This window comes from Streptomyces sp. NPDC046727, assembly GCF_040645635.1.
Taxonomy (GTDB): Bacteria; Actinomycetota; Actinomycetes; order Streptomycetales; family Streptomycetaceae; genus Streptomyces.
Genome location: NZ_JBEYYR010000002.1, coordinates 160,051 through 183,825, shown reverse-complemented (window position 1 = coordinate 183,825; position 23,775 = coordinate 160,051). Strand labels below are relative to the sequence as shown.

Here is a 23,775-nt window from a genome sequence, read left to right as displayed (position 1 = left end):
GGAATCCATGGAGCTCGCGTTTCTGAGTCCACTGTACGAACATCCGGGGTCCTGGGCCTCCGCATACGTCGACCTGTCCGGGCACGGCGAGGACATGGGTCACCAGCGGCATCTGACGGCGGAGGCGGTGTCCCGGCAGCTGCGGGAGCAGGGCGCCGACGAGGCCACCTGCCGGGCGGTGTACGAGGCGGTGGAGGCGCTGCGGCACGCCTCCGACCCGTACGGGAGGGCTCTCTTCGCCCGGGACGGCGAGGTGGCGCTCCAGGTGCCGCTGACCAAGGCGCCGCCGGGCGGGCTGGTGCACTGGGGCCCGCTGCCGCATGTGACCCCGCTGCTGGACCTGGCCGGTGAGGACCCGGTGGCGCTGGTGGCGTACATCGACCGTACGGGTGCAGATTTCGAGCTGCGCAGCGCGGTGCTGCGGGAGGAGGCCGGGCAGGTCACCGGCAGCCGGCAGTGGCCGATGCACCGGGCGAAGGCCTCCGACTGGTCCGAGCGGCACTTCCAGCTGAAGGTGGAGAACACCTGGGAGAGCAACGCGCGGGAGATCGCCGAGGCGCTCGCTTCCTGTCAGGCCGAGACCGGGGCCGACCTGCTGATTCTGTGCGGGGAGGAGCGGGAGTGCCGGTCGGTGCACGAGCAGCTGCCCCAGCAGGTGCGGGGCCGGGCGGTGGAGGCCGCGCACGGCATCGGCAGCAGGCTGCTGCCCGGGGAGGTGGAGGACATCCGCGCCCGGCACGTCCGGGAGCGCGTCCTGGCCGAGGTGGACCGCTACCGGGCCGCCCGGATGCCCGACGAGGAGCGGCGGGCGGCGGCGATCGAGGGCGTCCCGCAGCTGATCGAGGCGGCCCGCGAGCACCGGCTGGCCGAGCTGCTGATCCGCCCGGACGCGCCGGACACGCACCGCGAGGTGTGGATCGGCGAGGACCCGGACCAGCTGGCGGCGCGCCGTACCGAACTGCGGATGCTCGGCGAGGAGCACTCCTGGCCGGCCCGCGCCGACGACGCGCTGGTCCGGGCGGCCGTGGTGACGGACGCGCCGGTCGTCTCGCTGACGCCGGTGCTGGAGGAGACCGGCGACGAGGTCGCGGCGGGCGGCATGGGCGCGCTGCTGCGCTGGAAGTAGCGGCGCGTGACAGCGCGGGTCCGGGTCACCGGGCCCGCTCCACCCGCCGTTCGTCCCAGACCGGTTCCGGGGTCTCGCGGACGCGGCCGTCGCTGCCGAAGACCAGGAAGCGGTCGAAGGAGCGGGCGAACCAGCGGTCGTGGGTGACCGCGAGGACCGTGCCCTCGAAGGCCTCCAGGCCCTCCTGGAGGGCCTCGGCGGACTCCAGGTCGAGGTTGTCGGTGGGCTCGTCCAGGAGCAGTGCGGTGGCGCCGGCCAGTTCCAGCAGCAGGATCTGGAAGCGGGCCTGCTGCCCGCCGGACAGCCGGTCGAAGCTCTGCTCGGCCTGCTGGGTGAGTTCGTAGCGGCGCAGCCGGGACATGGCCGCGCCCCGGTCCTGGGCGTGCTCCTTCCACAGGATGTCCAGGAGGGTGCGGCCCTGGAGCTCCGGGTGGGCGTGGGTCTGCGCGAAGTGGCCGGGTACGACCCGGGCGCCCAGCTTCCACTCCCCCGTGTGCGCGACGTCGTCGCCGGCGAGCAGCCGGAGGAAGTGCGACTTGCCGGAGCCGTTGGAGCCGAGGACGGCGACCCGTTCGCCGTAGAAGACCTCCAGGTCGAACGGCCGCATCAGACCGGTCAGCTCCAGTCCCTGGCAGGTGACGGCCCGCACGCCGGTACGGCCGCCCTTCAGGCGCATGGTGATGTCCTGCTCGCGGGGCGGCTCCGGCGGCGGGCCGGCCTCCTCGAACTTGCGCAGCCGGGTCTGCGCGGCCTGGTAGCGGGAGGCCATCTCGTGGCTGACGGCGGCGGCCTGACGGAGGTTCACGACGAGCTTCTTCAGCTGGGCGTGCTTCTCGTCCCAGCGGCGGCGCAGCTCCTCGAAGCGGGCGAAGCGTTCGCGGCGGGCCTCGTGGTAGGTGGCGAAGCCGCCGCCGTGCACCCAGGCGTCGGCGCCGGCCGGACCGGGTTCGACGGAGACGATCTTCTCGGCGGAGCGGGCCAGGAGTTCGCGGTCGTGGGAGACGAACAGGACCGTCTTCCTGGTCTCCTTGAGCTGCTCCTCCAGCCATCGCTTGCCGGGCACGTCGAGGTAGTTGTCCGGCTCGTCCAGCAGCAGCACCTCGTCGGTGCCGCGCAGCAGCGCCTCCAGCACGAGCCGCTTCTGCTCGCCGCCGGAGAGGGTGCGCACCTGCCGCCACTGGGCGCGCTCGTAGGGGACGCCGAGTGCGGCGGTGGTGCACATGTCCCACAGCGTCTCGGACTCGTAGCCGCGCACCTCGGCCCAGTCGGCGAGGGCCTGCGCGTACCGCAGCTGGGCGGCCTCGTCGTCGACGGTCATGATGGCGTGCTCGGCCTCGTCGACCGCTTTCGCCGCCTGGCGGATGCGGGGCGGGGCGACGGACACGAGCAGGTCCCGTACGGTCGTCTCGTCCCGTACGGAGCCGACGAACTGGCGCATCACGCCGAGGCCGCCGCCGACGGTGACGGTGCCCCCGTGCGGCTTCAGCTCGCCGGAGATCAGCCGCAGCAGCGTGGTCTTGCCCGCGCCGTTCGGGCCGACCAGGGCGACGACGGCGCCTTCGCCGACCCGGAAGGACACATCGCCGAGGAGCGTCCTCCCGTCGGGGAGGCAGTACTCCAGGTGCGCGGCTTCCAGATGTCCCATGGGCAGGCATTCTGCGGGGCGCCCGGGACCGGGGGCAAACGCATATCCGACGCCGGCCCGCGCCGGTTCGCTACCCGGTCGGCCCCAGCGCCTCCCCCGCCGGTCCGCTCTCGCCCGCCGGTGCCACCAGGGCGCCCTCCCAGGACAGGGCCTTCCAGCCGTCGGACGGGGAGCCCTCCAGGATCACCACGCCGGTGTTCTCCAGCGGGCGGGCCCGGGCGAAGGCGACGTCGACGTTGTGGGCGCGGGCGGCGGTCCACACGCGGATCGCGGCGCCGTGGCTGACCATGGCGACGGTCCGGGCGCCGCTCGCGGCGGCCTCGGCGACCACGGCGTCGTACCGGGCGAGGGCCTCCTCGCCGCTCTCCCCGCCGGGCATGCGCAGCGCGGTGTCCCCGGCCGCCCACGCGAACACCGTGCGCAGGTACCGCTCGCCCTGCGGGGAGTGGCCGGGCAGCATCTCCAGGTCGCCGGCGGACAGCTCGCGGATGCCGTCGCGCACGAGGACGTCCAGGCCGCGGGCGGCGGCCAGCGGGGCGGCGGTCAGCTGGGTGCGGATCAGCGTGGAGGCGTAGAGGGCCTCGATGTCCTCGTCGGCGAGCGCCGCGGGCAGCGCGGCGGCCTGCGCCTCGCCGAGCGGGGTCAGTCCCGGGCCGGGTACCGCGGTGTCCAGCAGACGGTCCACGTTGGACGGGGTCTCGCCGTGGCGGACGAGGAGCAGGCGCATCCGGGGGATTCTCCTCTCGCACCGGCGGCCGGCGCACGGGGGCACACGAAACGGGCTCTTCAGGGTAACCGCACCCCATGAGCCCAGACCTGGACCTGACTGTCTCCGCGACCGCCGCCCGCACCCCGCTGCGCGCGGCGCTCGATCTCGACGGCCGGCTGTTCGAGGCCGCCGCGGCCTGGCACTGGCCCGGCGCCGAGCGGATCCTGCCCCGGCTGAGCCACGGCGCGAACCACGGTGTGCTGTGGTTCGCGACGGCCGCCGCGATGGCCGCGGTCCGCACCCCCCGGGCCCGCCGGGCGGCGGCCCGGGGGGTGGCCTCGCTCGCCCTGGCCTCGCTGACGATCAACACGCTCGGCAAGCGCTCGGTGCGCCGGGCCCGGCCGGTGCTGGACCCGGTGCCGCTGGTGCGGCGGCTGAGGCGGCAGCCGATCACCACGTCCTTCCCGTCCGGGCACGCGGCGTCCGCCACGGCCTTCGCGACCGGGGTCGCCCTGGAGTCGCCGGCGTGGGGTGCGGCGGTGGCGCCGGTGGCGTTCTCGGTGGCGATGTCCCGGGTGTACACGGGCGTGCACTTCCCGAGCGACGTGCTGGCCGGGGCGGCGCTCGGCGCGGGCGCCGCGTTCCTGGTACGGCGCCTGGTGCCGACCCGCTCCCAGGTCACGCGGCCCGCCCGGCCGCGGGCCGAGGTCCCCGCGCTGCCCGAGGGGGCCGGCCTTGTGATGGTCGCCAACCGGGCGTCGGGTACGGCGGAGCGGGTGCGGGCGCTGCACGACGCGCTGCCGGAGGCGGAGATCGTCGAGTGCGCGCCGGAGGAGATCGGGGACGAGCTGCGGAAGGCGGCGGCCCGGGCGCGGGTGCTCGGGGTGTGCGGCGGCGACGGCACCGTGAACGCGGCGGCCCTGACCGCCCTGCGGCACGGCCTGCCGCTCGCGGTGCTGCCGGGCGGCACCCTCAACCACTTCGCCTACGACCTGGGCGTGGAGGACGAACGCCGGCTGGCGCGGGCGGTCCGGCACGGCGAGGCGGTCCGGGTGGACGCGGGCCGGTTCGTCGCCGGGCGCACGCAGGGCCTGTTCCTCAACACGCTGAGCCTGGGCGTGTACCCGGAGCTGGTGCGCGCCCGGAGCACCTGGTCGCATGTGATCGGCGGCTGGCCGGCCGGGGTGCTCGGCGCCCTGCGCGTGCTGCGCGCCGACCGGCATCCGCTGGAGGTGGAGCTGGGCGGTGAACGGCGGCCCCTGTGGCTGCTGTTCGTCGGCAACGGCGTCTACCACCGCATGGGTCTCGTGCCGGGCCGCCGTACGGACCTGGCGGACGGGCTGCTGGACGTGCGGGTGGTGCACGGCAACCGCAGGCCCGCCCTGCGGCTGTTCGCGGCGGCGCTCGCGGGCCCGCTGACCCGGTCGCCCGTGCACGCGGCGGTGCAGGTGAACCGGCTGCGGCTGACCGGTGTCGCCCCGGGCACCCCGCTGGCGTACGACGGCGAGGTCACGGCGGTGTCGGGCGAGGTGACGCTGGAGAAGCTGCCGGAGGCCCTGACGGTCTACCGCCCGCTGGACACAGCCACTTGACGAACCGTCGGCCACACCGCCTGACACACCCTCAGTCCACATGGCGAAACCAAGGTCTCATCATTCGGCATGCGCGCGTACGGTTGAGCCGTACCGGCGGACGGGTCAGGCCGGTCCGCCGACGTAGGGGTGAAGGGGTACAGCCATGCCGAAAGCGCAGGAGACCGCCGTCTACACACACGGGCACCACGAGTCGGTGCTGCGTTCGCACACCTGGCGGACCGCCGCCAACTCCGCGGCCTATCTGCTCGGCGCGCTCAAGCCCCACATGCGCGTCCTGGACATCGGCTGCGGGCCCGGCACCATCACCGCCGACCTGGCGGAACTGGTCCCCGACGGCCATGTCACCGGCGTCGACCGGGCGCCCGACGTCCTGGAGCGGGCCCGGGCCACCGCCGCCGGCCGCGGCCTGACCAACGTCGACTTCGCGGTGGCCGACGTCCACGCCCTGGACTACCCGGACGACACCTTCTGCGTGGTCCACGCCCACCAGGTGCTCCAGCACGTGGGCGACCCGGTGCGGGCGCTGCGCGAGATGCGCCGGGTGACGAAGCCGGGCGGCTTCATCGCGGTACGGGACGCGGACTACGCGGCGATGACCTGGTATCCGGCGGTACCCGGCCTGGAGGACTGGCTGGACCTGTACGAGCGGGTGGCCCGGGCCAACGGCGGCGAGCCGGACGCCGGGCGCCGGCTGACGGCGTGGGCGCGGGCCGCCGGCCTCACGGACGTCACGGCCGGCTCCAGCACCTGGACGTTCGCCACGCCCGAGGAGCGGGCCTGGTGGAGCGGCCTGTGGGCGGACCGCACCGTCGCCTCCACGTACGCCGACCGGGCCGTGCGGGGCGGGCACGCGACGGCGGAGCAGTTGGAGGCGGTGTCGGAGGCCTGGCGGGAGTGGGGCCGGCAGGAGGACGGCTGGTTCGCGGTCCTGCACGGCGAGATCCTGTGCCGGAAGGAAGCCTGAGCGGAAGCGGCGCCGGTGCGGTCACTCGCGGGGCAGCAGCGGTCCGAGCGGCCCGAGGTCCAGATTCAGGTCCTCGGGCCGCAGGCCGTACCGCTCCCGCAGTTCGGCCATCCGGTCCTCCAGCAGCATCAGGGTGAGCCCGATCCGCTCCTCCTGCTCCTCGGTCAGCTCGCCGGTGTCGAAGCGGCGCACCGCCTGCCGCTCCATGAGCTGGCGCAGCAGCTCCACCACGGTGAGCACGAGCTTCACCAGGTCGCGTTCGACGGTGTCGGGTTCCAGATCCAGCCGGTTACGCGGCGTACGCGCGGTCATACCCGCTCCTCGAACGGCGAGGGCACCTGCTGGTTCACCGAGCTGATCAGCGCGTTCAGGTCGATGCGGACGAGATCGACATCCGCGATGCGCAGGGTGATGTCGCCGGTGAGGACGACTCCGCCGGCCAGCAGCCGGTCCAGCAGGTCGACCAGGGCGACCTCACGGCGTTCCACTGCGGTCACCGTCCCTCCCCCACGTTCTCCCCCGTCCCCTCGCCGGAGAACGAGTACGCGGCCCACGGGCCGGTGAGCTCCACCCGGATCCCGGGTTCCTCGTCCTTCGTACGGTCCACCAGCTCCACGAACTCCTCCGAATGCGCCCGCGGCACCAGATAGGCCGCGTTGAGCACGTTCCGCCCGGGTGCCCCGGACAGCGCGGAATCCTGCGGGCGGTGCCAGCAGAACTCCTCGGCGCGCTCGGCCAGGCGCCGGTGCAGGGAGCGGGCGAACCGCTCGGCCCGCTGCCACCTCTCCTCCTGCGCCTGGCCCTGCTCGCGCCGGCGGCGGAGATAGTCCCGCCCGCTCACCGGCTGCGCCGCCGCGGCGGGCGCGGGCTCGGCGGGCTCCGGCTCCAGGTAGACCTTCACGCCCCACTCCACCCGGCCGTGCAGCCGGTCGAGCAGGCCACGGAAATGGCCCTCGCGGGCCTCGATCATGGTGCGTACGGCGCTGTCGTCACGGAAGACGGTCGCGAGCCGCAGCGGCAGCGGGGTGGTGACGGTGGTGAGCGCGTCGACCACGCCCTGGTGGGCGCGGGCGGTCGCGGCCAGCCAGTCCAGGTCCTCCAAGTGGGCCTTCAGCGCCTCCTCGGCGAAGTCGGCCTCCGGGACCGTACTGACGACCGCGACCAGCCCGTGGTGGTGCAGCAGCGCCGGCGGGGCGCCCCCGACACCCGTCAGCTGGGCCTGCAGGGGCGTCCTGAAGGGGCGGCAGACGGCGTACACGTACCGCAGTCCGGTCATGGTCCCTCCTCCGGGGCGCGGTCCGGCTCCAGCTCCTCCAGCCGGGTGAGCCGTTCCCTCAGGCGGGCGTTCTCCCGGGTCAGCTCGTCCCGGCGGGCCCGGGAGGAGAGCGCGGGGTCGCTCTCCCACCAGTCGATCCCCATCTCCTTCGCCTTGTCGACCGAGGCGACGATGAGCCTCAGCTTGACGGTGAGCAGTTCGATGTCGAGCAGGTTGATCCGGATGTCACCCGCGATGACGACACCCTTGTCGAGCACGCGCTCGAGGATGTCGGCGAGGTTCGCCCCCGAGCCCTGGCCATAGGGCTCGGGAAGGCGCCCGGGCGTCGTCATCGACGGCTCCTGCCCTCGGCGTACTCGGGTTCCTCTTCTTCGTCTTCCTCGGCCTCGTACTCGTCCTCGTACTCGTCGCCTTCGCCTTCCTCCCCTTCTTCGTCCTCCGCGGGCTCCTCCTCGGCTTCCTCGTCCTCGGCCTCGTCCTCGTAGGGCTCCTCCTCGGCTTCCTGCTCCTCGGCCTCTTCCTCCTCGGGTTGTTCCTCCTCGGCCACGGCGTCCTCGTGGCTGCGGACCACCTCGCCGTCGCGGATCTCGCCGCGCCAGCCGTCCTCGGCCTCGCCCTTGAGGGTGATGAACCGGGCGAAGTTCTTCAGATCCAGCCTGGTCCGGCGCCCCTGCGCCCGCCAGATGTTGCCGGTCTTCTCGAAGAGGCCCGTCGGGTAGTACTCCATGACCAGCAGGACCCGGGTGAGGTTCTCCTCCAGCCGGTGGAAGGACACCACTCCCTTGGTGGTGCCCTTGGCGCCCTCCGACGTCCACTGGATGCGGTAGTCCGGGATCTGCTCGGTCGTCTGCGCCTTCCAGCTGCGGCTGGACCAGAAGATCTTCGCCTGCCAGTCGGAATGGGTGTCGTCGGCCCGGCTCGCGCTCTTGACGCCCTTGGCGAAGGAGCTGAAGGCCTGGTACTGGGTCCACTGGTCATAAGCCGTGCGCAGCGGCACGCCGACGTCCACGGACTCCATGATCACGGTGGGCTTCCTGCCCGCGCCGCCCTTCTTTCCCTTGCCGCCTCCGAGGTTCCGCACGGCACTGATCACGCTCTCCTTGGCCTGGGAGGCGCCCGTCTCCAGCATGGAGCGCAGCGGGCCCTTGCCCTCGGCGAGCCTGCGCCCACCGTCGAGCGCCAGTCTGGCGAACCCCGGGCTCTTGCCCTCGGCGATGTCGTTCAGCTTGACGGTGGCCTCGCCGAGCTTGTGGCCGAGGCCGGTCAGCATGCGCTGGGCCTGTGCGGACAGGTACTCCTGGACCTCCTCCTTCAGCCGGTCGGCAGTCTCGCTGTGGGCGAGGTCCGCCAGCGGGCCCGCCTGGTCCGCTCCCGCGGCCCGGCCGGCCCGGGAAGCCGTGGATCCGAGGGTGTCGGTCATCGGTCATCGCCGCCCTTCGACTGCCGGGAGGCGGCCCCCCGGCCGCCGCCGGCAGAGGCCGTCTTCTTCGCAGCCCTGCGGGTCCCGCCCGCCTTGTCGGCCGCCGACTTTCCCGCCGGGGCCTTCTTCCCGGTCTTGCTCGCCTTCCTGGCCGGGGCCCGCTTCTCGGGGGCCTTCTGCCCGGTCTTCTCGCGGGGCGCCTCGTCCCGGGACTCCGGCTCTTCCTGCTCCTGCCGCTCCTGCTCGTCCGGCTCCTCTCGCTCGTCCGGCTCCTCCTCGGAGCCGGCCGGCAGGGCTCCGGACAGCTGGTCGCGCAGCTCGGCGGTACGGCCGTGCAGCCGGTCGGCGAGCGTGCTCATCTGCCGCTCGACCATCGCGCCGGTGGCCGCCTTGCCGACGCCCCGCAGATCCTCCCGGAGCTGGTCTCCGATCTCCTTGAACTGCGGGTTGTCCCGCAGCTGCCGGTTCACCTGGTCCGCGAGTGCCCGCGGACCGAGGTTCAGCTTCTTGCCGGCCACCAGGGAGCCGACCGTGAGCGCCATTTTCATCTTCTTCGTACGCCCGAGCAGATATCCGGCCCCTATGGCGAGGCCCAGTGCCGTTCGGTTCATCGTCACGTCCCGTCTCCAGTGGTGTCGCCGGAGCGCAGGCCCCGCTCCAACCGGTCGAGCAGCTCGTCCTCCAGCCGGTCGAACTCCTCCTCGGTGACCTCGCCCGCCTCCAGCCGCTCTTCGAGGCGGGCCAGCTCGGCCCGTACCGTGGCGGGGTCGTAGTAGATCCGCTCCGCCTCGCGGAGCACCTGCCGGATCGCCCACGCGCTGCCGCGCGCGGGTGCGAAGGGCAGCAGCAGCACTTCCGAGATCAGTCCCATGGGACCCTCCTTCCGCTCGGGCCCGGCCGCTACGGCACTCCGGCGTCCGCGCCGGCCGTGCTCCCCGCGGGCTCGGCCGGGCCGGGCTCGACGAAGCTGTACGGCGGCAGCGGGCCGTTGACCCGCAGGTCCAGGTGGGCGTGCTCGGCGCGGGCCCGCTCGGCCGCGGCCAGGAAGTCCTCGGCGGACTCCCGCGCCACCAGGAAGGAAACGTTGAGCAGCCAGCCGGTGGACTCCGGGCCCACGCTGACCGCGGCGGCGGCCGGCTGGAGCAGGCGCTGCACCTCGGCGGCGTCCTCGGCCTCCTGGGCCTTGACGGCGGCGGCCACCATCTCACCGAGGCGGATCCTGTCGTCGTAACCACCGCCACCCGCCTGCCGGTTGGCCTCGGCGAGGGCGCGGATGTCCGCGTTCTCGGCCATCACGAGGTGCAGGACGGCGTCCTCGACGTGGGTGGCCTTGACGTTGTACTCGACCTTGCCGTCCAGCTCACGCAGCCGCTCCTCGTAGTAGTCCGCCCGTTCGGTCAGCACCGCCGTGACGGTGTCGTCGTCGGGGGAGACGCCGCCGAACCGCATGGGCAGCACACAGCCGCCCGCGCCCGCCTCGGCGAGCACGTTCTGGTGCGCGAGGAGGTCCCTGCGCTTGGGCCGCAAGTCCTCAGGGGCATCGCTGACCAGGGCGGCGAGCGCACCCGCCGTGAGGACCCGCACGGGTCGGGGCGGTTCGCCCACGCCGTCCATGCCCTCGGGGAGTGCCGGGTGCGAGCGTGCGGTGATCCCGTAGACGTAGGTGCTCACTCCTGTTCCTCCTTCCGCCGGGCCGGGGCCTTGCGGGGACGCGGCCGGGGCTCGCGCTCACCCTCCTCACGGGCTTGGCTGAAAGCGTCGGACAGCGTCTGCGCGGCGCCGGACAGCGCGCCCTTGGCCTTGCCGCGGGCTCCGCCCTCGGTGACCTCGCTGACCACCTCGGGCAGCCCGGGAGTCTTGCTGGGCCCGGACTCCAGGTCCAGGCGGTTGCACGCCTCGGCGAAGCGCAGATAGGTGTCGACGCTGGCCACGACGACCCGGACGTCGATCTTCAGGATTTCTATACCGACCAGAGAGACCCGTACAAAGGCATCGATGACGAGTCCCCGGTCGAGAACCAGCTCCAGGACGTCGTAGAGGCCACTGGTGCCTCCGCCGCCGGACTGCTGTGCCGGGACTACGGTCATGCCGACCGTTCCTCCTCGTGGGTAGTCGGTGCCACGCCGGGTGCGTGGCCGCGGTGGGTGGGCGGGCGGCCTAGTGGCCGCCGGGTCGGCGCACGTCGGCCCGTCCGCGTTCGTAACGGCGGACACGCCGGTAGCCGGTGAGCTGCCCCTCGGGGTCCAGGTCGACCTGGTAACTCGCCATCAGGCTCATCGTGTCCGGTACTCGTACGAGTTCCACGACCTCGACCTCCAGCGACCAGCCGTCCTCGGTCTGCTCGAAGGAGGTCACCGTCTCGGGGACGAGCCCGGTGAGTTCGGCGAGCTGGCTCCGGGCCTGGCGCAGCACCTCGACGGGGGCCGCTCGCCGGTCGTCCGCATGGTCGCCTGCGCCGTTCTGTGCCTGCTGTGACTTTTGGGGTTTCTGTGAACTCTGTGACTGCGATGTGCTGTTTGTGTTTGACATAGCCGCCTCTTTCTGCGGGTGGCCGCTCATCCCCTGGCCAAACCTTCAGGAGCGCATGTCCGCGAGCCGGCGCCGGGCCGGGCCCAGACCGTGTCCCCGGGCCGGCAGTCCCTTCCAGGGCTCGGTGCGGGCCTGGTCGACGGCGTCGGCGACGGTCCAGCGGCGGGCGTCCAGGCCGGTGTCGTCCAGCTGCTCCCAGGCGAGGGGAACGGCCACCGGGGCGCCCGGGCGGGCGCGGACGGTGTAGGGCGCGACGGCGGTCTGGGCGTACGCGTTGCGCTGCACGTCGAGGTACAGGCGCTCGCCGCGGTCCTCCTTGCGGGCGGCCGTGGTGAGCCGGTCCGGGTCCTGGGCCACGGCGAACTCGGCGACGTCGCGGGCGAATTCCCGTACGTCGTCGAAGTCGTGGCGGCCGTCCAGCGGGACGACGAGGTGCAGTCCGCGCGAGCCCGTGGTCATCGGGGCGGCGGGCAGGCCGAGTTCGTCGAGCAGCTCGCGCAGCCGTCCGGCGGCCGTGCGGACGGCGGAGAAGTCGTCGCCGGGGGGATCGAGGTCGAAGACCAGCCGGTCGGGGTGGTCGGGGCCGCCGGCCCGGTCGACGCGGGACAGCCAGCGGTGCAGCGTGAGACATGCCTGGTCGGCGAGGTAGAGGAGGGTGGCGGTGTCGTCGCAGACGACGTGGGTGACCGTGCCGCCCTCCTTGGGCACCTCGGCCCGGGTGATCCAGTCCGGGTAGTGGTCCGGGGTGTTCTTCTGCATGAACCGCTCGCCGTTCAGGCCGTCCGGATACCGCTCCAGCATCAGCGGACGGCCCCGCAGATGCGGCAGCAGATACGAAGCGACGGAGCGGTAGTAGTCGGCGAGGTCGCCCTTGGTGTACTCCTCGGCACCCCCGCCGCCGGGGAAGAGCACCTTCCCCGGCCGCTGGATCTCCACCGTGCGGCGGCCCGCCCGTACGGCCCGCGTGTCGCCGCGGCTCATCGCACGACCGCCTCCTCGACCAGGAGCCGGGCCGCCGCCGCGATGCTCGCGGCGTCGATGCCGGCCGCGTTGAGCTGCTCGTCGGGCGCGGCCGAGCCCGGCATGGTGCGCACCCCGAGCCGGACCAGGCGGGGCATCGGCCCGCCGTCGCCGAAGGCCTCCGCGACGGCGTCCCCGAGGCCGCCCTCCGGGCGGTGGTCCTCCACCGTGACCAGGCAGCCGGTCTCCTCGGCCGCCCGGCGCAGGGTCGCGCTGTCGACGGGCTTGACCGAGTACAGGTCGATCACCCGCACCGGGATGCCGTCCTCGGCGAGCCGGTCGGCGGCGGCCAGCGCCTCGGGCACGGTCACCCCGGCCGCGACGACCGTCAGCCGGTCGTCCTCGCCGGCTCGCAGCGTCTTGCTGCCGCCGACCGGGAACTCCTCGTCGGGGCCGTAGATCACCGGGGTCTTGCCGCGGGAGGTCCGCAGATAGCGGATGCCCTGCAGGCCGGCCATGGTGGCCACCAGCCGGGCGGTCTGGTTGGCGTCGCACGGGTACAGCACCGTCGAGCCGTACAGGGCACGGAACATCGCCAGGTCCTCCAGGCCCATCTGGGAGGGCCCGTCCTGCCCGATCGCGACACCGGCGTGCGAGCCGACCAGGTTGATCCCGGAGCCGCTGATGGAGGCCATGCGCACGAAGTCGTGGGCGCGGGTGAGGAACGCGGCGAAGGTGGCGGCGTACGGCACCCAGCCGCGCGTGGCGATACCGACGGCCGCGGCGACGAGCTGCTGCTCGGCGATGTAGCACTCGAAGAACCGGTCGGGGTGGGCCTTGGCGAACTCCTCGGTACGGGTGGAGTCGCCGACCTCGCCGTCCAGGGCGACGACATCGCCGCGGGCGGTGCCGAGCGCGGCGAGGGCCGTGCCGAAGGCGTCCCGGGTGGCGACCTCGTCGCCCCGGTCGTAGTGCGGCAGCTGGACGACCTCGGTGGTGAGCGAGCGCAGCGCGGCGGCGGCCCGCGGCTCGGACACGCGCACGTGCAGACCGCGCGGCCCGCCGAGTTCGGCGACGGCCTCCTCGGGCTCGGGCAGCGGCTTGCCGTGCAGGCCCTCACGGTCCTCGACGGCCGCCACGCCCTTGCCCTTCAGGGTGCGGGCGAGGATCACGGTGGGCTGCCCGCTGGTGGACAGCGCCTCCCCGTAGGCCCGGTCGATCTTGTCGACGTCGTGCCCGTCGATCTCGACGGTGTGCCAGCCGAAGGCCTGGAAGCGGCGGGCGTAGGCGTCCAGGTCGTGGCCGTGCCGGGTGGGGCCGCGCTGGCCGAGCCGGTTGACGTCCACGATGGCGGTCAGGTTGTCCAGGTGCTCGTGGCCGGCGTGTTCGGCGGCCTCCCACACCGAGCCCTCCGCCAGCTCGCTGTCGCCGCACAGCACCCACACCCGGTAGCCGGTGCGGTCCAGCCGCTTCCCGGCGAGGGCGATGCCGACGCCGACCGGCAGGCCCTGGCCGAGCGAGCCGGTGGCCGTCTCCACCCAGGGCAGCCGGCGGGGCGTCGGATGGCCCTCCAGCCGGCTGCCGAGCTTGCGGAACGTGACCAGCTCGCCGTCCTCGATCGCGCCGGCCGCCTTGTACGCGGCGTACAGCAGCGGGGTGGCGTGCCCCTTGGACAGCACGAAGCGGTCGTTGGCGGGGTGTTCGGGGCGCTCGAAGTCGTAGCGCAGATGGTTCGCGAGCAGGACGGCCAGCAGATCGGCGGCGGACATCGAGGACGTGGGATGCCCGGATCCCGCGGCGGCGGCGGCCCGCACGCTGTCCACGCGCAACTGCTGGCCCAGTTCGGCGAGTTCGTCGGTGTTCATGAGTCTCCTCGGTCTCCTTGCGCGCGGTCGCGCTCGGTCGGGGCGTTCGGGCGGTCCGGGGGTTCGAGGTCCGGTACCCGCGCCAGTTCCGGTGAGGCCGTGTCCAGGGGCACCGACCAGGCGCGCACGAGGCCCAACTGGACGCCCTGGCGCGGGAGTACGGCGTCCAGCAGCCAGTCGGCGGTGACCCGGATGCGGTTGCCGGGCAGCGCGGCCAGGTGGTAGCCGCGGGTGACCGCGCCCGCCACCGGGCCGGACAGCGGGATGCCGAACGGGTTGGCGGCGGCTTGTACCCCGCCCAGGTCGACGGCGAAGCCCAGGTCCCGGTGGCGGTAGGGGCGCCGGCGCCGGCCGAGGCCGAGCGAGCCGGCCACGTTCTCCGCGGCCACCCGGCCCTGCCGCCAGGCGTGCTGGGCCGTCATCGAGGTGAACCTGCCCGGGTGCTCCAGGTCGGGCACGGCGGCGGCGTCCCCGCAGGCGAACACCTCGGGCCGGCCCGGCAGTTGCAGGTACGGGTCGACGACCAGCCGCCCGCGTTCCAGCGGCTGCCCGACGGCCTCCACCAGCGGATCGGGCCGTACGCCCACGCACCACACGAGGGTCCGGGACGCGACGAACTCCCCGTCGGTGAGCAGCACCCCGTCCCGGGTGGCCTCCTTCACCGACGTGCCCATCCGCACCTCGACCCCGCGCGCCCGCAGCACCCGGTCGGCCGTACGGGACATCCGCTCGTCCATCTCCGGCAGCACGCGCGGCGCCACGTCCAGCAGGATCCAGCGGGGGCGCAGCCCGGCGGGCAGCGGGTGCCGGCGGGCCAGCCGGTCGGTGAGCATCTGGAGCTGGGCGGCGACCTCGGTGCCGGTGTAGCCGGCGCCGACCACCACGAAGGTGCACCGGGCGGCGCGGCGCTCCGGGTCGTCGTCGGCGGCGGCGAGTTCCACCTGCCGGGTCACGTGGTCGCGCAGGTACAGAGCCTCGGGCAGCCCGCGGAAGCCGTGCGCGTGCTCGGCGACGCCGGGGACGGGCAGCAGCTTGTTGACGCTGCCGACGGCCAGGACCAGGCGTTCGTAGCCGAGGCTGCCGGTGCCGCCCTCGGGGTCGGTGTAGTGGACGGTGCACCCGTCCAGGTCGACGCCGTCCGCCTCGCCGAGCACCAGGCGCACGCCGTGCAGCGTGCCGGGCAGGGAGACGGTGACCCGGCGGGCCTCCAGGATGCCGGCGGCGACCTGCGGCAGCAGCGGCAGGTACAGGAAGTAGTCGGTCGGGTTCAGCAGGGTGATGTCGGCACGGTTCCGGGTCAGCCGGGCCAGGGTGCGGGCAGCCCGGTACCCGGCGAAACCGGCGCCGACGATCAGGACGCGAGGTCGGCTCACGGTACGCCTCCGGCGGTGTGGCTCGTCCGAGGTCTTCCGCGTAACCGGGGCCGGGGCACCCAAACGCCGGGAGGGCCACCCTTACGGCGGCCGGGCGCCGCCGGGCCGGCGTTTCGCCCCGCCGCCCCCGGTTACCCGGGCCGGGACCGGATCCGACCCGACCGGCTTGGCTCTCGCGGAGGTCTCCCCCATGCCCGAGTACGGCTACTTCCTGGCGAGCGAGGAACACGACCCCGCAGCCCTCGTCGAGCAGGCCCGGATGGCCGAGCAGGCCGGCTTCCAGGCGCTGTGGATCTCCGACCACTATCACCCCTGGAACGGCGCGCAGGGCCAGAGCGCGTTCGTGTGGTCGGTGATCGGCGCGCTGTCGGAGGCGGTGTCGCTGCCCATCGAGACTGCGGTGACCTGCCCCACCGTGCGCATGCACCCGGCGGTGGTGGCGCAGGCCGCGGCGACGAGCGCCGTGATGACCGGGGGCCGTTTCCGGCTCGGCGTCGGCACCGGCGAGGCACTGAACGAGCACATCCTCGGCGACCGGTGGCCCCCGCTGCATGTGCGCCTGGAGATGCTGGAGGAGGCGATGCAGGTGATGCGCCGGCTGTTCACCGGCGAGGAGGTCAGCCACCGCGGCACCCACTACACCGTGGAGAACGCCCGCCTCTACACCGTCCCCGACGAGCCCGTCCCGATCGACATCTCCGGCTTCGGCCCGAAGGCGACCTCGCTGGCCGCGCGCGTGGGCGACGGCTACATCACGATGATGCCGAAGGACGAGATGGTCACGCAGTTCCGCAAGGGCGGCGGCGGGAGCAAGCTGGTCAGCGGCGGTACGAAGGTCTGCTACGGCACCGACGTCGACGCGTGCGTCCGTACGGTGCACAAGCTCTGGTACAACGAGCTGCTGCCCGGCGAGATGGGCCAGGTGCTGCCCTCGCCCCGGCACTTCGAGCAGCTCCACGAGCTGGTCACCGAGGACATGGTGCGCGACGAGGTCGTGTGCGGGGACGACGCCGACCGGCATGTCGAGGCGCTGAAGGCGTTCGCCGACGCCGGGTTCGACCGGGTGTACGTGAACCAGATCGGGCCGGATCAGCAGGGCTTCTTCGACTTCTATCGGACGAAGGTGCTGACCCGGCTCGGGTGAAGGTGCGGTCAGGCCCTGTGGCTCGGGGCGTCCGGGTCGGCGGGCGGATGCGGGGGCACCGGCGGGTAGGGCATGCCCAGGCCCGTCGGCGGAGTGGCCGGTGGGGTGCCGCCCAGGACCCGATGCGGGGCGTGGGGGCCGAGCGCGGAGTGGGCGGCGCCGCGGAGGCACAGGGCCACCGCGCCCAGGAGTGCCGCGGTGATCAGTGCCGCGGCCCAGGCAGGCAGGCCGATCGCCAGGGCCAGCCCCACGGCGAGGGCAACCGCGCCGCCCGCGTACAGGGCGACGGCGCCCGACGCGGCGTAGAGCATGGCGCTGCGGCGTCGCTTGCGAGTCTGCTCGCGCAGTTCGTCGCGTACCGTCTCGCGTGCCACCTGAGCCAGCTCTTCGACGAGGTGCTTGTCCAGATGTTCCAGGTGATCAAAACGGTCCATGTCTTGCGGGTACCCGCCCATCACAGCGGGTAACGCGGGGGCCCTGCGCACATCCGGCGGCCCCAACTAGGCTCGTGCCATGGAGATTCTGGGCGCCTCGCTGCGCATCTGCGTCGACGACCTCGACACCACGATCCCCTTCTACGAGCGTCTGGCGGGAGGCAGAGCGCAGCGCTTCGCGCGCGGTGCCGTCGAGGTCGCCGCGGTCGGCTCGTTCCTGCTGATGAGCGGCCCGGAGGAGGAGCTGGAGATCCTGCGCAAGGTGACCGCGACGATCGCCGTGAAGGACGTGGACGAGGCCCACCGGCTGCTGACCGAGCTGGGCGCCCGGATCGTCGCGGGGCCGGTGCCGACGCCGGCGGGCCGCAATCTGCTGGCGGTGCATCCGGACGGGGCGGTCTTCGAGTACGTGGACCAGCGTGGCTGAGCCGGTCAGCCGCGCATCTCGGTGGTGAGGGCCCAGCGCTCGTGGTCGCGCCAGGCACCGTCGATGTAGATCATGTTCGGTGAGAAGCCCTCCAGGCGGAAGCCGGCGCCCCGGGCGAGGGCGATGGAGGCGGCGTTGCCGGGCTGTGCGTTGATCTCCAGCCGGTGCAGGGCCAGCGGCCCGAACGCGTACCCGATCACCAGCTCCAGGCCTTCGCGCATCAGGCCCCGCCCGGCCGCGTGCGCGAAGGCGCCGTAGCCGAGGGCGCCGCACCGGAAGGCGCCCCGCACGATGTTGTTGATGTTGATGAAGCCGGCGATGTCCCCGCTGCCCTTCTCGCAGACCAGGAAGCCGGCCCGGGCCGGGTCCTCGATCAGCCGGCCGGCGTAGTCGGCGTACGCCTCCTCGTTGTCCGGCGGGAACAGCCACGGCCGGTGCAGATCCTTGCTCTCCCGGGCCCGAGCGGTGAACTCGGGGCCGTCGGCGAGGGTGAAGGAGCGGATGGTGACGCGGGAGCCGGTGGCGAGCGGGCTGGACGGAGGATGCGGCATCCGGCCAGCTTAGAACCCGCGGGGCTCCCCGCGCCGCCTGTCCGCACGCACTTCGCGGACCCGGGCCGGCGCCCCGGGGTCCGCTGCCCCTCCCGGTCGGGTGGCGGTGCTCAGCGGGGGGTGTTCAGGGCCTCCGGGGCGGGTTCGCCGCCGAGGGTCTGGAGGACCGCGCGGATGACGTCCGTCGCCGCTCGTTCCTGGGCTTCCCGGGTGCTGGCCCCCAGGTGCGGGGTGACCGTCACGTTGTCGAGCGCGAGGAGGGGGGAGTCCGTGCACGGCTCGTCGTCGAAGACGTCCAGGGCCGCGCCCGCGAGGCGGGATTCCCGCAGGGCCGTGTGCAGGGCCGCCTCGTCCACGATGCCGCCGCGGGCGACGTTGGCGAGGTAGGCCGTGGGCTTGACCAGGCGGAGTTCGGCCTCGCCGATCAGGCCCGCGGTCTGTGGCGTCCTCGGTACGTGGACGGTGATGAAGTCGGAGCGGGAGAGCAGTTCGTCCAGCGGGGCGAGCTTGATGCCGTGCTGGTCCGCCGTCTCCGCGGCGGCGTAGGGGTCGTGGCCGAGGACCGTCATGTCGAAGGCGGACATGCGCCGGGCCACGGCCAGGCCGATGCGGCCGAGCCCGACGATGCCCAGTGTCTTGCCGGCGAGTTCGGTGCCGACGTGGGTGCTGCGCCGCCAGATGCCGGACTTCACCTCCCTGCCCGCGGCCTGGATGTCACGGGCCGCCGCCAGCAGCAGCCCGCAGGTCAGCTCGGCGGCGCTGACGACGTTGGCGGCCGGGGCGTTGACCACCACGACGCCGGCCGCGGTGGCGGCGGCGACGTCGATGTTGTCGACGCCCACCCCGGCCCGCCCGACGACGGCCAGCCGCGGGGCCGCCGCCAGGACCTCGGCGTCCACGGTCGTGGCGCTGCGGACGAGGAGTGCGTGGGCGTCGGCCACCGCGGCCAGGAGCTGCGAGCGGTCGGCGCCGTCGCAGTGACGCACCTCGTACTCGGGGCCGAAGCGCTCCAGGGCGGCCGGCGGCAGGGGGTCGGCGACCAGGACGACACGGGAAGACATCGGGTTCTCCGTAGAGGGTGTGGGGGCTGCTGGGCTCTGCGCGGGGGCCGTGGAGCCGGGGTGGCGGGGGGCGGGCCCGCCGGCGGTGGCCGCGGGGCCCCCGACGGCAGGACCGCTGCGGGCGAAAGTGGCTCCCCCGCCCCCGACGGCCCCGGTGCCGCGGCTCAGCTCTCGACCGCCATCACGATGCCGAAGGCGATCATGACCGTGCCCGCGGTGGCGTCGACGTTGCGGCGGACCGTACGGCGCTTCATCCAGGTACGCAGACCGTGGGCACCGAGGCTGATCAGGCCGTACCAGATCACCGCCTCCACCGCGTTGACCGCGGCCAGCGCGCTGCCCATGAGAGCGGGGGACACGCCGGAGGGTATGAACTGCGGGATCGTGGCGCCGTAGAAGACACCGACCTTGGGGTTGGCCAGGTTGTTGAGCATGCCACGGCCGAAGGAGCGCCACAACGAGGCGGCCTCCGGTGCCAGCTCGGTGTCCCCCTCCTGTCCCGCGCCGATGGCCCGGGCCGAGCGCCACAGCCCGATGCCCAGCCAGACCATGTAGGCGGCGCCGACGATCCGGAACACGGTGTACGCCATCTCCGAGGCGTCCAGCAGCGCTCCGATACCCACCGCGATCGCCGCACCCCAGATGACGGCGCCGACGCCCACGCCCACGCCGGTGACGAAGCCGTGGAGCCGGCCGCGCGCGACGGTGTTGCGGATGACCAGCGCGGTGTCCACGCCCGGCATGACCACCAACAGGGCGGACACCAGGGCGAATGACACCAGTGACTGAAGGACTGACACGCTTACACTCCTGACTTCTCGGCCACGATCTCGGCCAGGGGGACTCCGTCACGCGTAAGGCCGCGCAACCAGTTGCGGTAGAAGATCCGTCCGGGCTCCCGCCAGTTTTCCACCGGGGTGGCCGACGGGTCGTCGTTCGGGAAGTAGTTGGCCGGAAGGGCGATGTCCGCGCCCTTGGCCTGGTCGCGACGGAACTGGCGCAGCAGGGTGTCGGTGTCGTACTCCGGGTGCCCGGAGACGTACAGCTCCCGGCCGCCCCGGCCGACCGCGATGTGCACCCCGGCCTCGGGCGACTCCACCAGGATCTCCAGTTCCCCGGTCTTCTCGAAGTCGGCGCGCAGGTTCTCGGTGTGACGCGACTGCGGCACCGCGACGACCGGTTCGAAGCCCGCCAGGAGCGGGGAGGAGGGGTCGGTGAGCCGGTTGGGGAAGTTGCCGAACAGCTTGGCGGGCAGCCGGTACTTGGGGATGCCGTACCGGTGGTACAGCGCGGCCTGGGCGCCCCAGCAGACGTACTGGGCGGAGGTGACGTTCTCCTGCGCCCAGTCGATGATGCCGCGCAGCTCGTCCCAGTACGTCACCTGTTCGAAGGGGAGCAGCTCGACGGCGGCGCCGGTCACGACCAGGGCGTCGAAACGGCGGTCGGCGACCTCGTCGTGCGTCCGGTAGTGCTCCTTGAGGTACGCCTCGGGCGTGGTCTTGGAGACGTGGTCCCGCGGGCGCAGCAGGGTGACGCGTACGGGGAGCCCGGTGCCGGACAGCAGACGGAGCAGCTGGGTCTCGGTGACCGGTTTGTCCGGCATCAGGTTGAGGATCGCGAGTTCGACGGCCGGGGTGGCGGTGCCGGCCTCGGGAGGTTCGACGGTGACCGTGATGCCTTCCTCGGCGAGCTGGTCGACGGCGTCGATCCGGGTGGGGACGATGAGGGTCACTGCGCAGGGCTCCTGGTGGTCTCGGGCTCTGTTGCGGCGGCGAGTTCGGCCAGTACGGCCGTGACGCACCGGTCGGCGTCCGCCAGTGCGCGGTTGCGGCCTCCGGGGGAAGGCACGTAGTGGTTGTAGAAGGTGGCCCCCTCGCAGAGCGGGCCGAGGACGCGGACCTTCCGGTCGGGCCGGCCGTCGGCGGCCACGGGGTGCTGGTCCGCCGTGATGTCGACGCCGCGGCTGCTGCGGGCGCCGGGGCGGTGGCGGCGGATCCGCCCGCTCGCCACGAGGTCCGCCAGCAGCGGACTGCCGGTCGCCTCCACGTCGGGCTGCCCCGAGGTGGCGTACGCGAGCCAGTCGGCCGGTGCGCTGTGGCCGGTGCCGAGACGGGTGGAGGAGATCCGCCACGCCGTCCCGTCCCACGCGACGCGCGGTGCGGGCCCGAAGGGGACGCTGACGGTCCCGGCCTCCAGCAGGGCGAGGAGTTCCTCGTGCCGGTCGAGCTGCGGGCCGGTCACGGAGCGGTTGAGGGTGGCGGTGAAGGAGCCGTAGAACTCGTCGTGGGAGTCCTCGTCCAGACCGCCGAAGTCGACGGCGTGCCGGACGACGTCGCGCAGGTCGCGCAGGACTTCGAGGCCGGCCTTGGTGGGGCTGCCGCCGAGGCCGAGCCGTGCCTCCACCAGGTCCGACCGCAGCCGCTCCTCGTACCACTTCCGGTAGGCGTCGCTGGAGTCGAACTCGGCGCTGTCGGGGAAGAGCAGGTCCTGCGGGTCGAAGTGCCCGAACCGCTCGGCGTGTTCCAGGTCCAGGGCACGCAGCGCGTCGTCCAGGGTTCCGGCGTCGGCCGCCGCGCGCAGCCTCGCCGTGAGAGCGTGCTCGGCGTCGGCTCCCCCGGCGAGGGCGGCGCCGCGCCGGTGGAAGGCGATGCGCATCTCGGTGCGGATCAGGGGGAGCAGGTCGCCGTGCAGGTTCAGGGGGCGGTCGTCCCCGGCGGAGCGGAGGCGGTCGAGGGCCTGGCGGGTGAACACGACCGGCTCGTACGGTCCGCCACTGCGGTTGGCAGCGGGCCGGGCCCGGAAGGGTATGCCGGTGCGGGAGAACAGCAGGATGCGCGGTTCCCGTCCGCTGGGCAGGTAGCGCAGGCCGCCGTCGACCGCCTCGTACCGGCCGCCCCGGCCGAGGGTGAGCGAGGCGAGGACGTCCATGGCGGACAGGCCGGTGCCGCCGAGGGCCACGGTCTGGCCGGCGGTGACGTCCGCGAAGGCCGCGGCCGGCGGGTAGATGTCGTGGATGCGACGGGACGCGCCCGGCGCCCGTGGGTCGGGGCCGGCCGGCGGGGTATGGCCGGTGGTGAGAAAGACCGTGTCGACCCGCAGGGTCTCGCCGGTGTCCAGGGTGATCCGCCGGGAGTCGTCCGGACCGGCGGACAGGCTGGTCGCCGTGGCGCGGTGGAGCCGTATCTCCACGTTCTTGGGGGCACGGTCGAGGAGGCGCCGCAGGAACCAGCCGAGGTACTCGCCGAGCACCCGCCGGGGCAGGTAGTCGTCCGGTCGCACCGGCCGGCCCTCGTCACCGAGCGTGTGGCCGTCCTCGCCGACCTTCAGGCCGCGGGCCGTCACCCATGCGTAGAGGTCGGGGCCCCGGTCGCCGACGGCCTCGCCCACCGTCGCCTCCTCGGGGAAGAGGCTCACCTGTGCGCAGACGGTGTTGAGCAGCAGGTGGTCGGGCTGGTCCACGGCGTGGATGCCGACGCCGGTGCCGTCCGGGTCCACCACCTCGATCACGAGCCGGCGGCCCGCCCAGTCCGGGCCGGCGGCGCGGGTGACGAGGCGTTCGAGGACGCCGATGCCCCGGGAGCCCAGGCCGATGATCCCGACGGTGCCCGCGATCGGCGTCTGCCGGAAGGAAGTCGTCACCACCGCTCGGTCTCTCCGAAGAAGTCGTCGATGGCGGTGACGCGGCCCGATGCGGCGGCGACGCGGTGCACTTCGAGGCCCACCGCGAGGTCCAGGACGCCCAGGCCGAAGGGAGAGAAGACGACCGGCTTGTCCGTGCCGACCGTGACCTCTCCGTTGATCACCTCGGCGATGGTGCCGGTGATGAAATCCCGGTTGCCGTACTTCTGTTCGGCGAGGTGTGGTGAGGTGTTGGCCTTCAGGCAGTGGTCGACGTCGTCCAGCACGCTGTAGGAGCCGGCGATCAGTTCGGGGCCGATGTCCCGCAGGGAGATGTTGAGGACGATCTGCCCGGGGGCGAAGGCGTCGGGCGCGAGGACGTACGGCTCCCCCGCCGTGGTCGCGAAGACGACCAGGTCGGCGCCGGACACGGCGTTCTGGAGGGTGTCGGCGTAGGACGCCGGGTACTGGAGCCGCTCGGTGGCGTGGGTCGCCAGGGCCGTGCCGTACTCCTGGCTCAGGTCGTGCACCACGACCTGCTCGAACGTCCACTGCTCGGCGTGGAAGAACTCCAGGATGTTGCGGGCGATGATGCCCGCGCCCACGACCGCGAGCCGGCCGCCCTTGCGCCCCCCGGTGAGGACGTCCGCCGCGAGGACGGCCGATGCGGCGGTGCGGGCGGCACTGATCTGCGAGGCCTCCAGGAGCGCGAACGGGTAGCCGGTCTCGGCGTCGTTCAGGACGAGCGTGGCCGAGGCTCGGGGGATGCCGCGCTGGATGTTGGCCGGGAAGCTCGCGATCCACTTGATGCCGGCGACCTCGCGCTCGCCGTCGAGGTAGGCGGGCAGCGCGATGATCCGGTCCGCCGGCTTCTCGGGGAAGCGGAGGAAGTAGCTGTCCGGGTTCACGGAACGTCCGGCGTGGTGGGCGAGGTAGGTGTCCCGCACGACCCGGACGATGTCCCGGCGGCTGTCCCGGACGATGTCCCGGACGGTACGGCCGCCTACGACATCAAATTCGAACATGGTGACTCCTTCAATTCCTTTATGGATGTGCGCTGTTGAGCAAGGGACGACGG

At 73.2% G+C, this 23,775-nt stretch carries 26 protein-coding genes and 1 pseudogene; 5 read left to right on the top strand and 22 right to left on the bottom strand.

The window, feature by feature from the left end:
• Positions 1-7: 7 nt before the first annotated feature.
• The gene (locus ABZ937_RS02990; protein WP_361685003.1) at positions 8-1,126 is read left to right on the top strand and encodes a Vms1/Ankzf1 family peptidyl-tRNA hydrolase; all 1,119 of its coding nucleotides are present in this window, start codon (positions 8-10) and stop codon (positions 1,124-1,126) included.
• Positions 1,127-1,151: 25 nt separating this feature from the next.
• Here ABZ937_RS02990 and ABZ937_RS02985 read toward each other — a convergent pair whose 3' ends face one another.
• Together ABZ937_RS02985 and ABZ937_RS02980 are read right to left on the bottom strand one after the other, a co-directional pair.
• Positions 1,152-2,771, bottom strand: a complete 1,620-nt coding sequence (locus tag ABZ937_RS02985) for an ATP-binding cassette domain-containing protein (protein WP_361685001.1) — start codon at positions 2,769-2,771, stop codon at positions 1,152-1,154.
• A 70-nt stretch (positions 2,772-2,841) separates the two neighbouring features.
• Positions 2,842-3,498: a histidine phosphatase family protein gene (locus ABZ937_RS02980; RefSeq protein ID WP_361684999.1), complete on the bottom strand. Its 657-nt coding sequence runs from the start codon at positions 3,496-3,498 to the stop codon at positions 2,842-2,844.
• Between the two features lie 77 nt (positions 3,499-3,575).
• Between ABZ937_RS02980 and ABZ937_RS02975 the strand changes: the two genes are divergently transcribed.
• Both ABZ937_RS02975 and ABZ937_RS02970 read left to right on the top strand, forming a co-directional pair.
• Positions 3,576-5,072 (top strand): phosphatase PAP2 family protein, encoded by a 1,497-nt coding sequence (locus tag ABZ937_RS02975; RefSeq protein WP_361684997.1) that lies wholly within the window; start codon positions 3,576-3,578, stop codon positions 5,070-5,072.
• A 145-nt stretch (positions 5,073-5,217) separates the two neighbouring features.
• Entirely contained in the window at positions 5,218-6,039 is an 822-nt protein-coding gene (locus ABZ937_RS02970; protein ID WP_361684995.1) for a class I SAM-dependent methyltransferase, read from the top strand.
• 21 nt (positions 6,040-6,060) lie between these two features.
• Here the strand turns inward: ABZ937_RS02970 and ABZ937_RS02965 are convergent, their stop codons facing one another.
• The 13 genes from ABZ937_RS02965 to ABZ937_RS02905 form a co-directional block, all read right to left on the bottom strand.
• A complete protein-coding gene (locus ABZ937_RS02965) occupies positions 6,061-6,351 on the bottom strand; it encodes a gas vesicle protein K (protein WP_361684993.1) in 291 nt (96 codons plus the stop codon).
• Entirely contained in the window at positions 6,348-6,536 is a 189-nt protein-coding gene (locus ABZ937_RS02960) for a gas vesicle protein (protein WP_361684991.1), read from the bottom strand. Before ABZ937_RS02960 ends, ABZ937_RS02965 begins: the two co-directional genes overlap by 4 nt.
• A complete protein-coding gene (locus tag ABZ937_RS02955; RefSeq protein ID WP_361684989.1) occupies positions 6,533-7,315 on the bottom strand; it encodes a GvpL/GvpF family gas vesicle protein in 783 nt (260 codons plus the stop codon). Before ABZ937_RS02955 ends, ABZ937_RS02960 begins: the two co-directional genes overlap by 4 nt.
• A complete protein-coding gene (locus ABZ937_RS02950; protein ID WP_361684987.1) occupies positions 7,312-7,647 on the bottom strand; it encodes a gas vesicle protein in 336 nt (111 codons plus the stop codon). Before ABZ937_RS02950 ends, ABZ937_RS02955 begins: the two co-directional genes overlap by 4 nt.
• Positions 7,644-8,735 carry an SRPBCC family protein gene (locus ABZ937_RS02945; protein WP_361684985.1) on the bottom strand — a complete coding sequence of 364 codons (1,092 nt, stop codon included), beginning with the start codon at positions 8,733-8,735 and terminating at the stop codon, positions 7,644-7,646. Before ABZ937_RS02945 ends, ABZ937_RS02950 begins: the two co-directional genes overlap by 4 nt.
• On the bottom strand, positions 8,732-9,346 hold the full coding sequence (locus ABZ937_RS02940) for a DNA primase (RefSeq protein WP_361685417.1): 615 nt from the start codon (positions 9,344-9,346) through the stop codon (positions 8,732-8,734). The genes ABZ937_RS02945 and ABZ937_RS02940 overlap by 4 nt, the downstream gene beginning before the upstream one ends.
• 2 nt (positions 9,347-9,348) lie before the next feature.
• Complete coding sequence (locus ABZ937_RS02935) at positions 9,349-9,606, bottom strand: gas vesicle protein GvpG (protein WP_361684983.1); 258 nt, start codon at positions 9,604-9,606, stop codon at positions 9,349-9,351.
• 29 nt (positions 9,607-9,635) lie between these two features.
• Entirely contained in the window at positions 9,636-10,406 is a 771-nt protein-coding gene (locus ABZ937_RS02930) for a GvpL/GvpF family gas vesicle protein (protein WP_361684981.1), read from the bottom strand.
• Positions 10,403-10,822: a gas vesicle structural protein GvpA gene (locus ABZ937_RS02925; RefSeq protein ID WP_361684979.1), complete on the bottom strand. Its 420-nt coding sequence runs from the start codon at positions 10,820-10,822 to the stop codon at positions 10,403-10,405. The genes ABZ937_RS02930 and ABZ937_RS02925 overlap by 4 nt, the downstream gene beginning before the upstream one ends.
• Positions 10,823-10,892: 70 nt before the next feature.
• Positions 10,893-11,264 (bottom strand): gas vesicle protein GvpO, encoded by a 372-nt coding sequence (gene gvpO, locus ABZ937_RS02920; RefSeq protein WP_361684977.1) that lies wholly within the window; start codon positions 11,262-11,264, stop codon positions 10,893-10,895.
• Positions 11,265-11,309: 45 nt separating this feature from the next.
• The gene (gene ligD / locus ABZ937_RS02915) at positions 11,310-12,245 is read right to left on the bottom strand and encodes a non-homologous end-joining DNA ligase (protein WP_361684975.1); all 936 of its coding nucleotides are present in this window, start codon (positions 12,243-12,245) and stop codon (positions 11,310-11,312) included.
• Positions 12,242-14,089, bottom strand: coding sequence for a transketolase (locus ABZ937_RS02910; protein ID WP_361684973.1), 1,848 nt, complete (start codon positions 14,087-14,089; stop codon positions 12,242-12,244). Before ABZ937_RS02910 ends, ligD begins: the two co-directional genes overlap by 4 nt.
• The gene (locus ABZ937_RS02905; protein WP_361684971.1) at positions 14,086-15,462 is read right to left on the bottom strand and encodes an NAD(P)/FAD-dependent oxidoreductase; all 1,377 of its coding nucleotides are present in this window, start codon (positions 15,460-15,462) and stop codon (positions 14,086-14,088) included. The genes ABZ937_RS02910 and ABZ937_RS02905 overlap by 4 nt, the downstream gene beginning before the upstream one ends.
• 190 nt (positions 15,463-15,652) lie before the next feature.
• On the opposite strand from ABZ937_RS02905, the gene ABZ937_RS02900 reads away from it, so the two are divergent.
• Positions 15,653-16,606, top strand: a complete 954-nt coding sequence (locus tag ABZ937_RS02900) for an LLM class F420-dependent oxidoreductase (protein WP_361685415.1) — start codon at positions 15,653-15,655, stop codon at positions 16,604-16,606.
• 8 nt (positions 16,607-16,614) lie between these two features.
• Here ABZ937_RS02900 and ABZ937_RS02895 read toward each other — a convergent pair whose 3' ends face one another.
• The gene (locus tag ABZ937_RS02895; RefSeq protein WP_361684969.1) at positions 16,615-17,040 is read right to left on the bottom strand and encodes a phage holin family protein; all 426 of its coding nucleotides are present in this window, start codon (positions 17,038-17,040) and stop codon (positions 16,615-16,617) included.
• Positions 17,041-17,119: 79 nt separating this feature from the next.
• Here ABZ937_RS02895 and ABZ937_RS02890 point away from each other — a divergent pair, with 79 nt between their 5' ends.
• On the top strand, positions 17,120-17,467 hold the full coding sequence (locus ABZ937_RS02890) for a VOC family protein (protein WP_361684967.1): 348 nt from the start codon (positions 17,120-17,122) through the stop codon (positions 17,465-17,467).
• 5 nt (positions 17,468-17,472) lie between these two features.
• On the opposite strand, the gene ABZ937_RS02885 is transcribed toward ABZ937_RS02890, so the two are convergent.
• From ABZ937_RS02885 to sbnB, 6 genes and pseudogenes are all read right to left on the bottom strand, one after another.
• On the bottom strand, positions 17,473-18,018 hold the full coding sequence (locus tag ABZ937_RS02885; RefSeq protein ID WP_361684965.1) for a GNAT family protein: 546 nt from the start codon (positions 18,016-18,018) through the stop codon (positions 17,473-17,475).
• A gap of 122 nt (positions 18,019-18,140) precedes the next feature.
• Positions 18,141-19,079: pseudogene (locus ABZ937_RS02880) on the bottom strand (hydroxyacid dehydrogenase); the annotation flags it as partial.
• A gap of 164 nt (positions 19,080-19,243) precedes the next feature.
• Positions 19,244-19,879, bottom strand: coding sequence for a LysE family translocator (locus ABZ937_RS02875; protein ID WP_361684963.1), 636 nt, complete (start codon positions 19,877-19,879; stop codon positions 19,244-19,246).
• Between the two features lie 2 nt (positions 19,880-19,881).
• A complete protein-coding gene (locus ABZ937_RS02870) occupies positions 19,882-20,811 on the bottom strand; it encodes a homoserine O-succinyltransferase (RefSeq protein WP_361684961.1) in 930 nt (309 codons plus the stop codon).
• The gene (locus tag ABZ937_RS02865; protein WP_361684959.1) at positions 20,808-22,718 is read right to left on the bottom strand and encodes an FAD/NAD(P)-binding protein; all 1,911 of its coding nucleotides are present in this window, start codon (positions 22,716-22,718) and stop codon (positions 20,808-20,810) included. The genes ABZ937_RS02870 and ABZ937_RS02865 overlap by 4 nt, the downstream gene beginning before the upstream one ends.
• A complete protein-coding gene (sbnB, locus tag ABZ937_RS02860) occupies positions 22,715-23,722 on the bottom strand; it encodes a 2,3-diaminopropionate biosynthesis protein SbnB (protein WP_361684957.1) in 1,008 nt (335 codons plus the stop codon). Before sbnB ends, ABZ937_RS02865 begins: the two co-directional genes overlap by 4 nt.
• Positions 23,723-23,775: the final 53 nt, after the last annotated feature.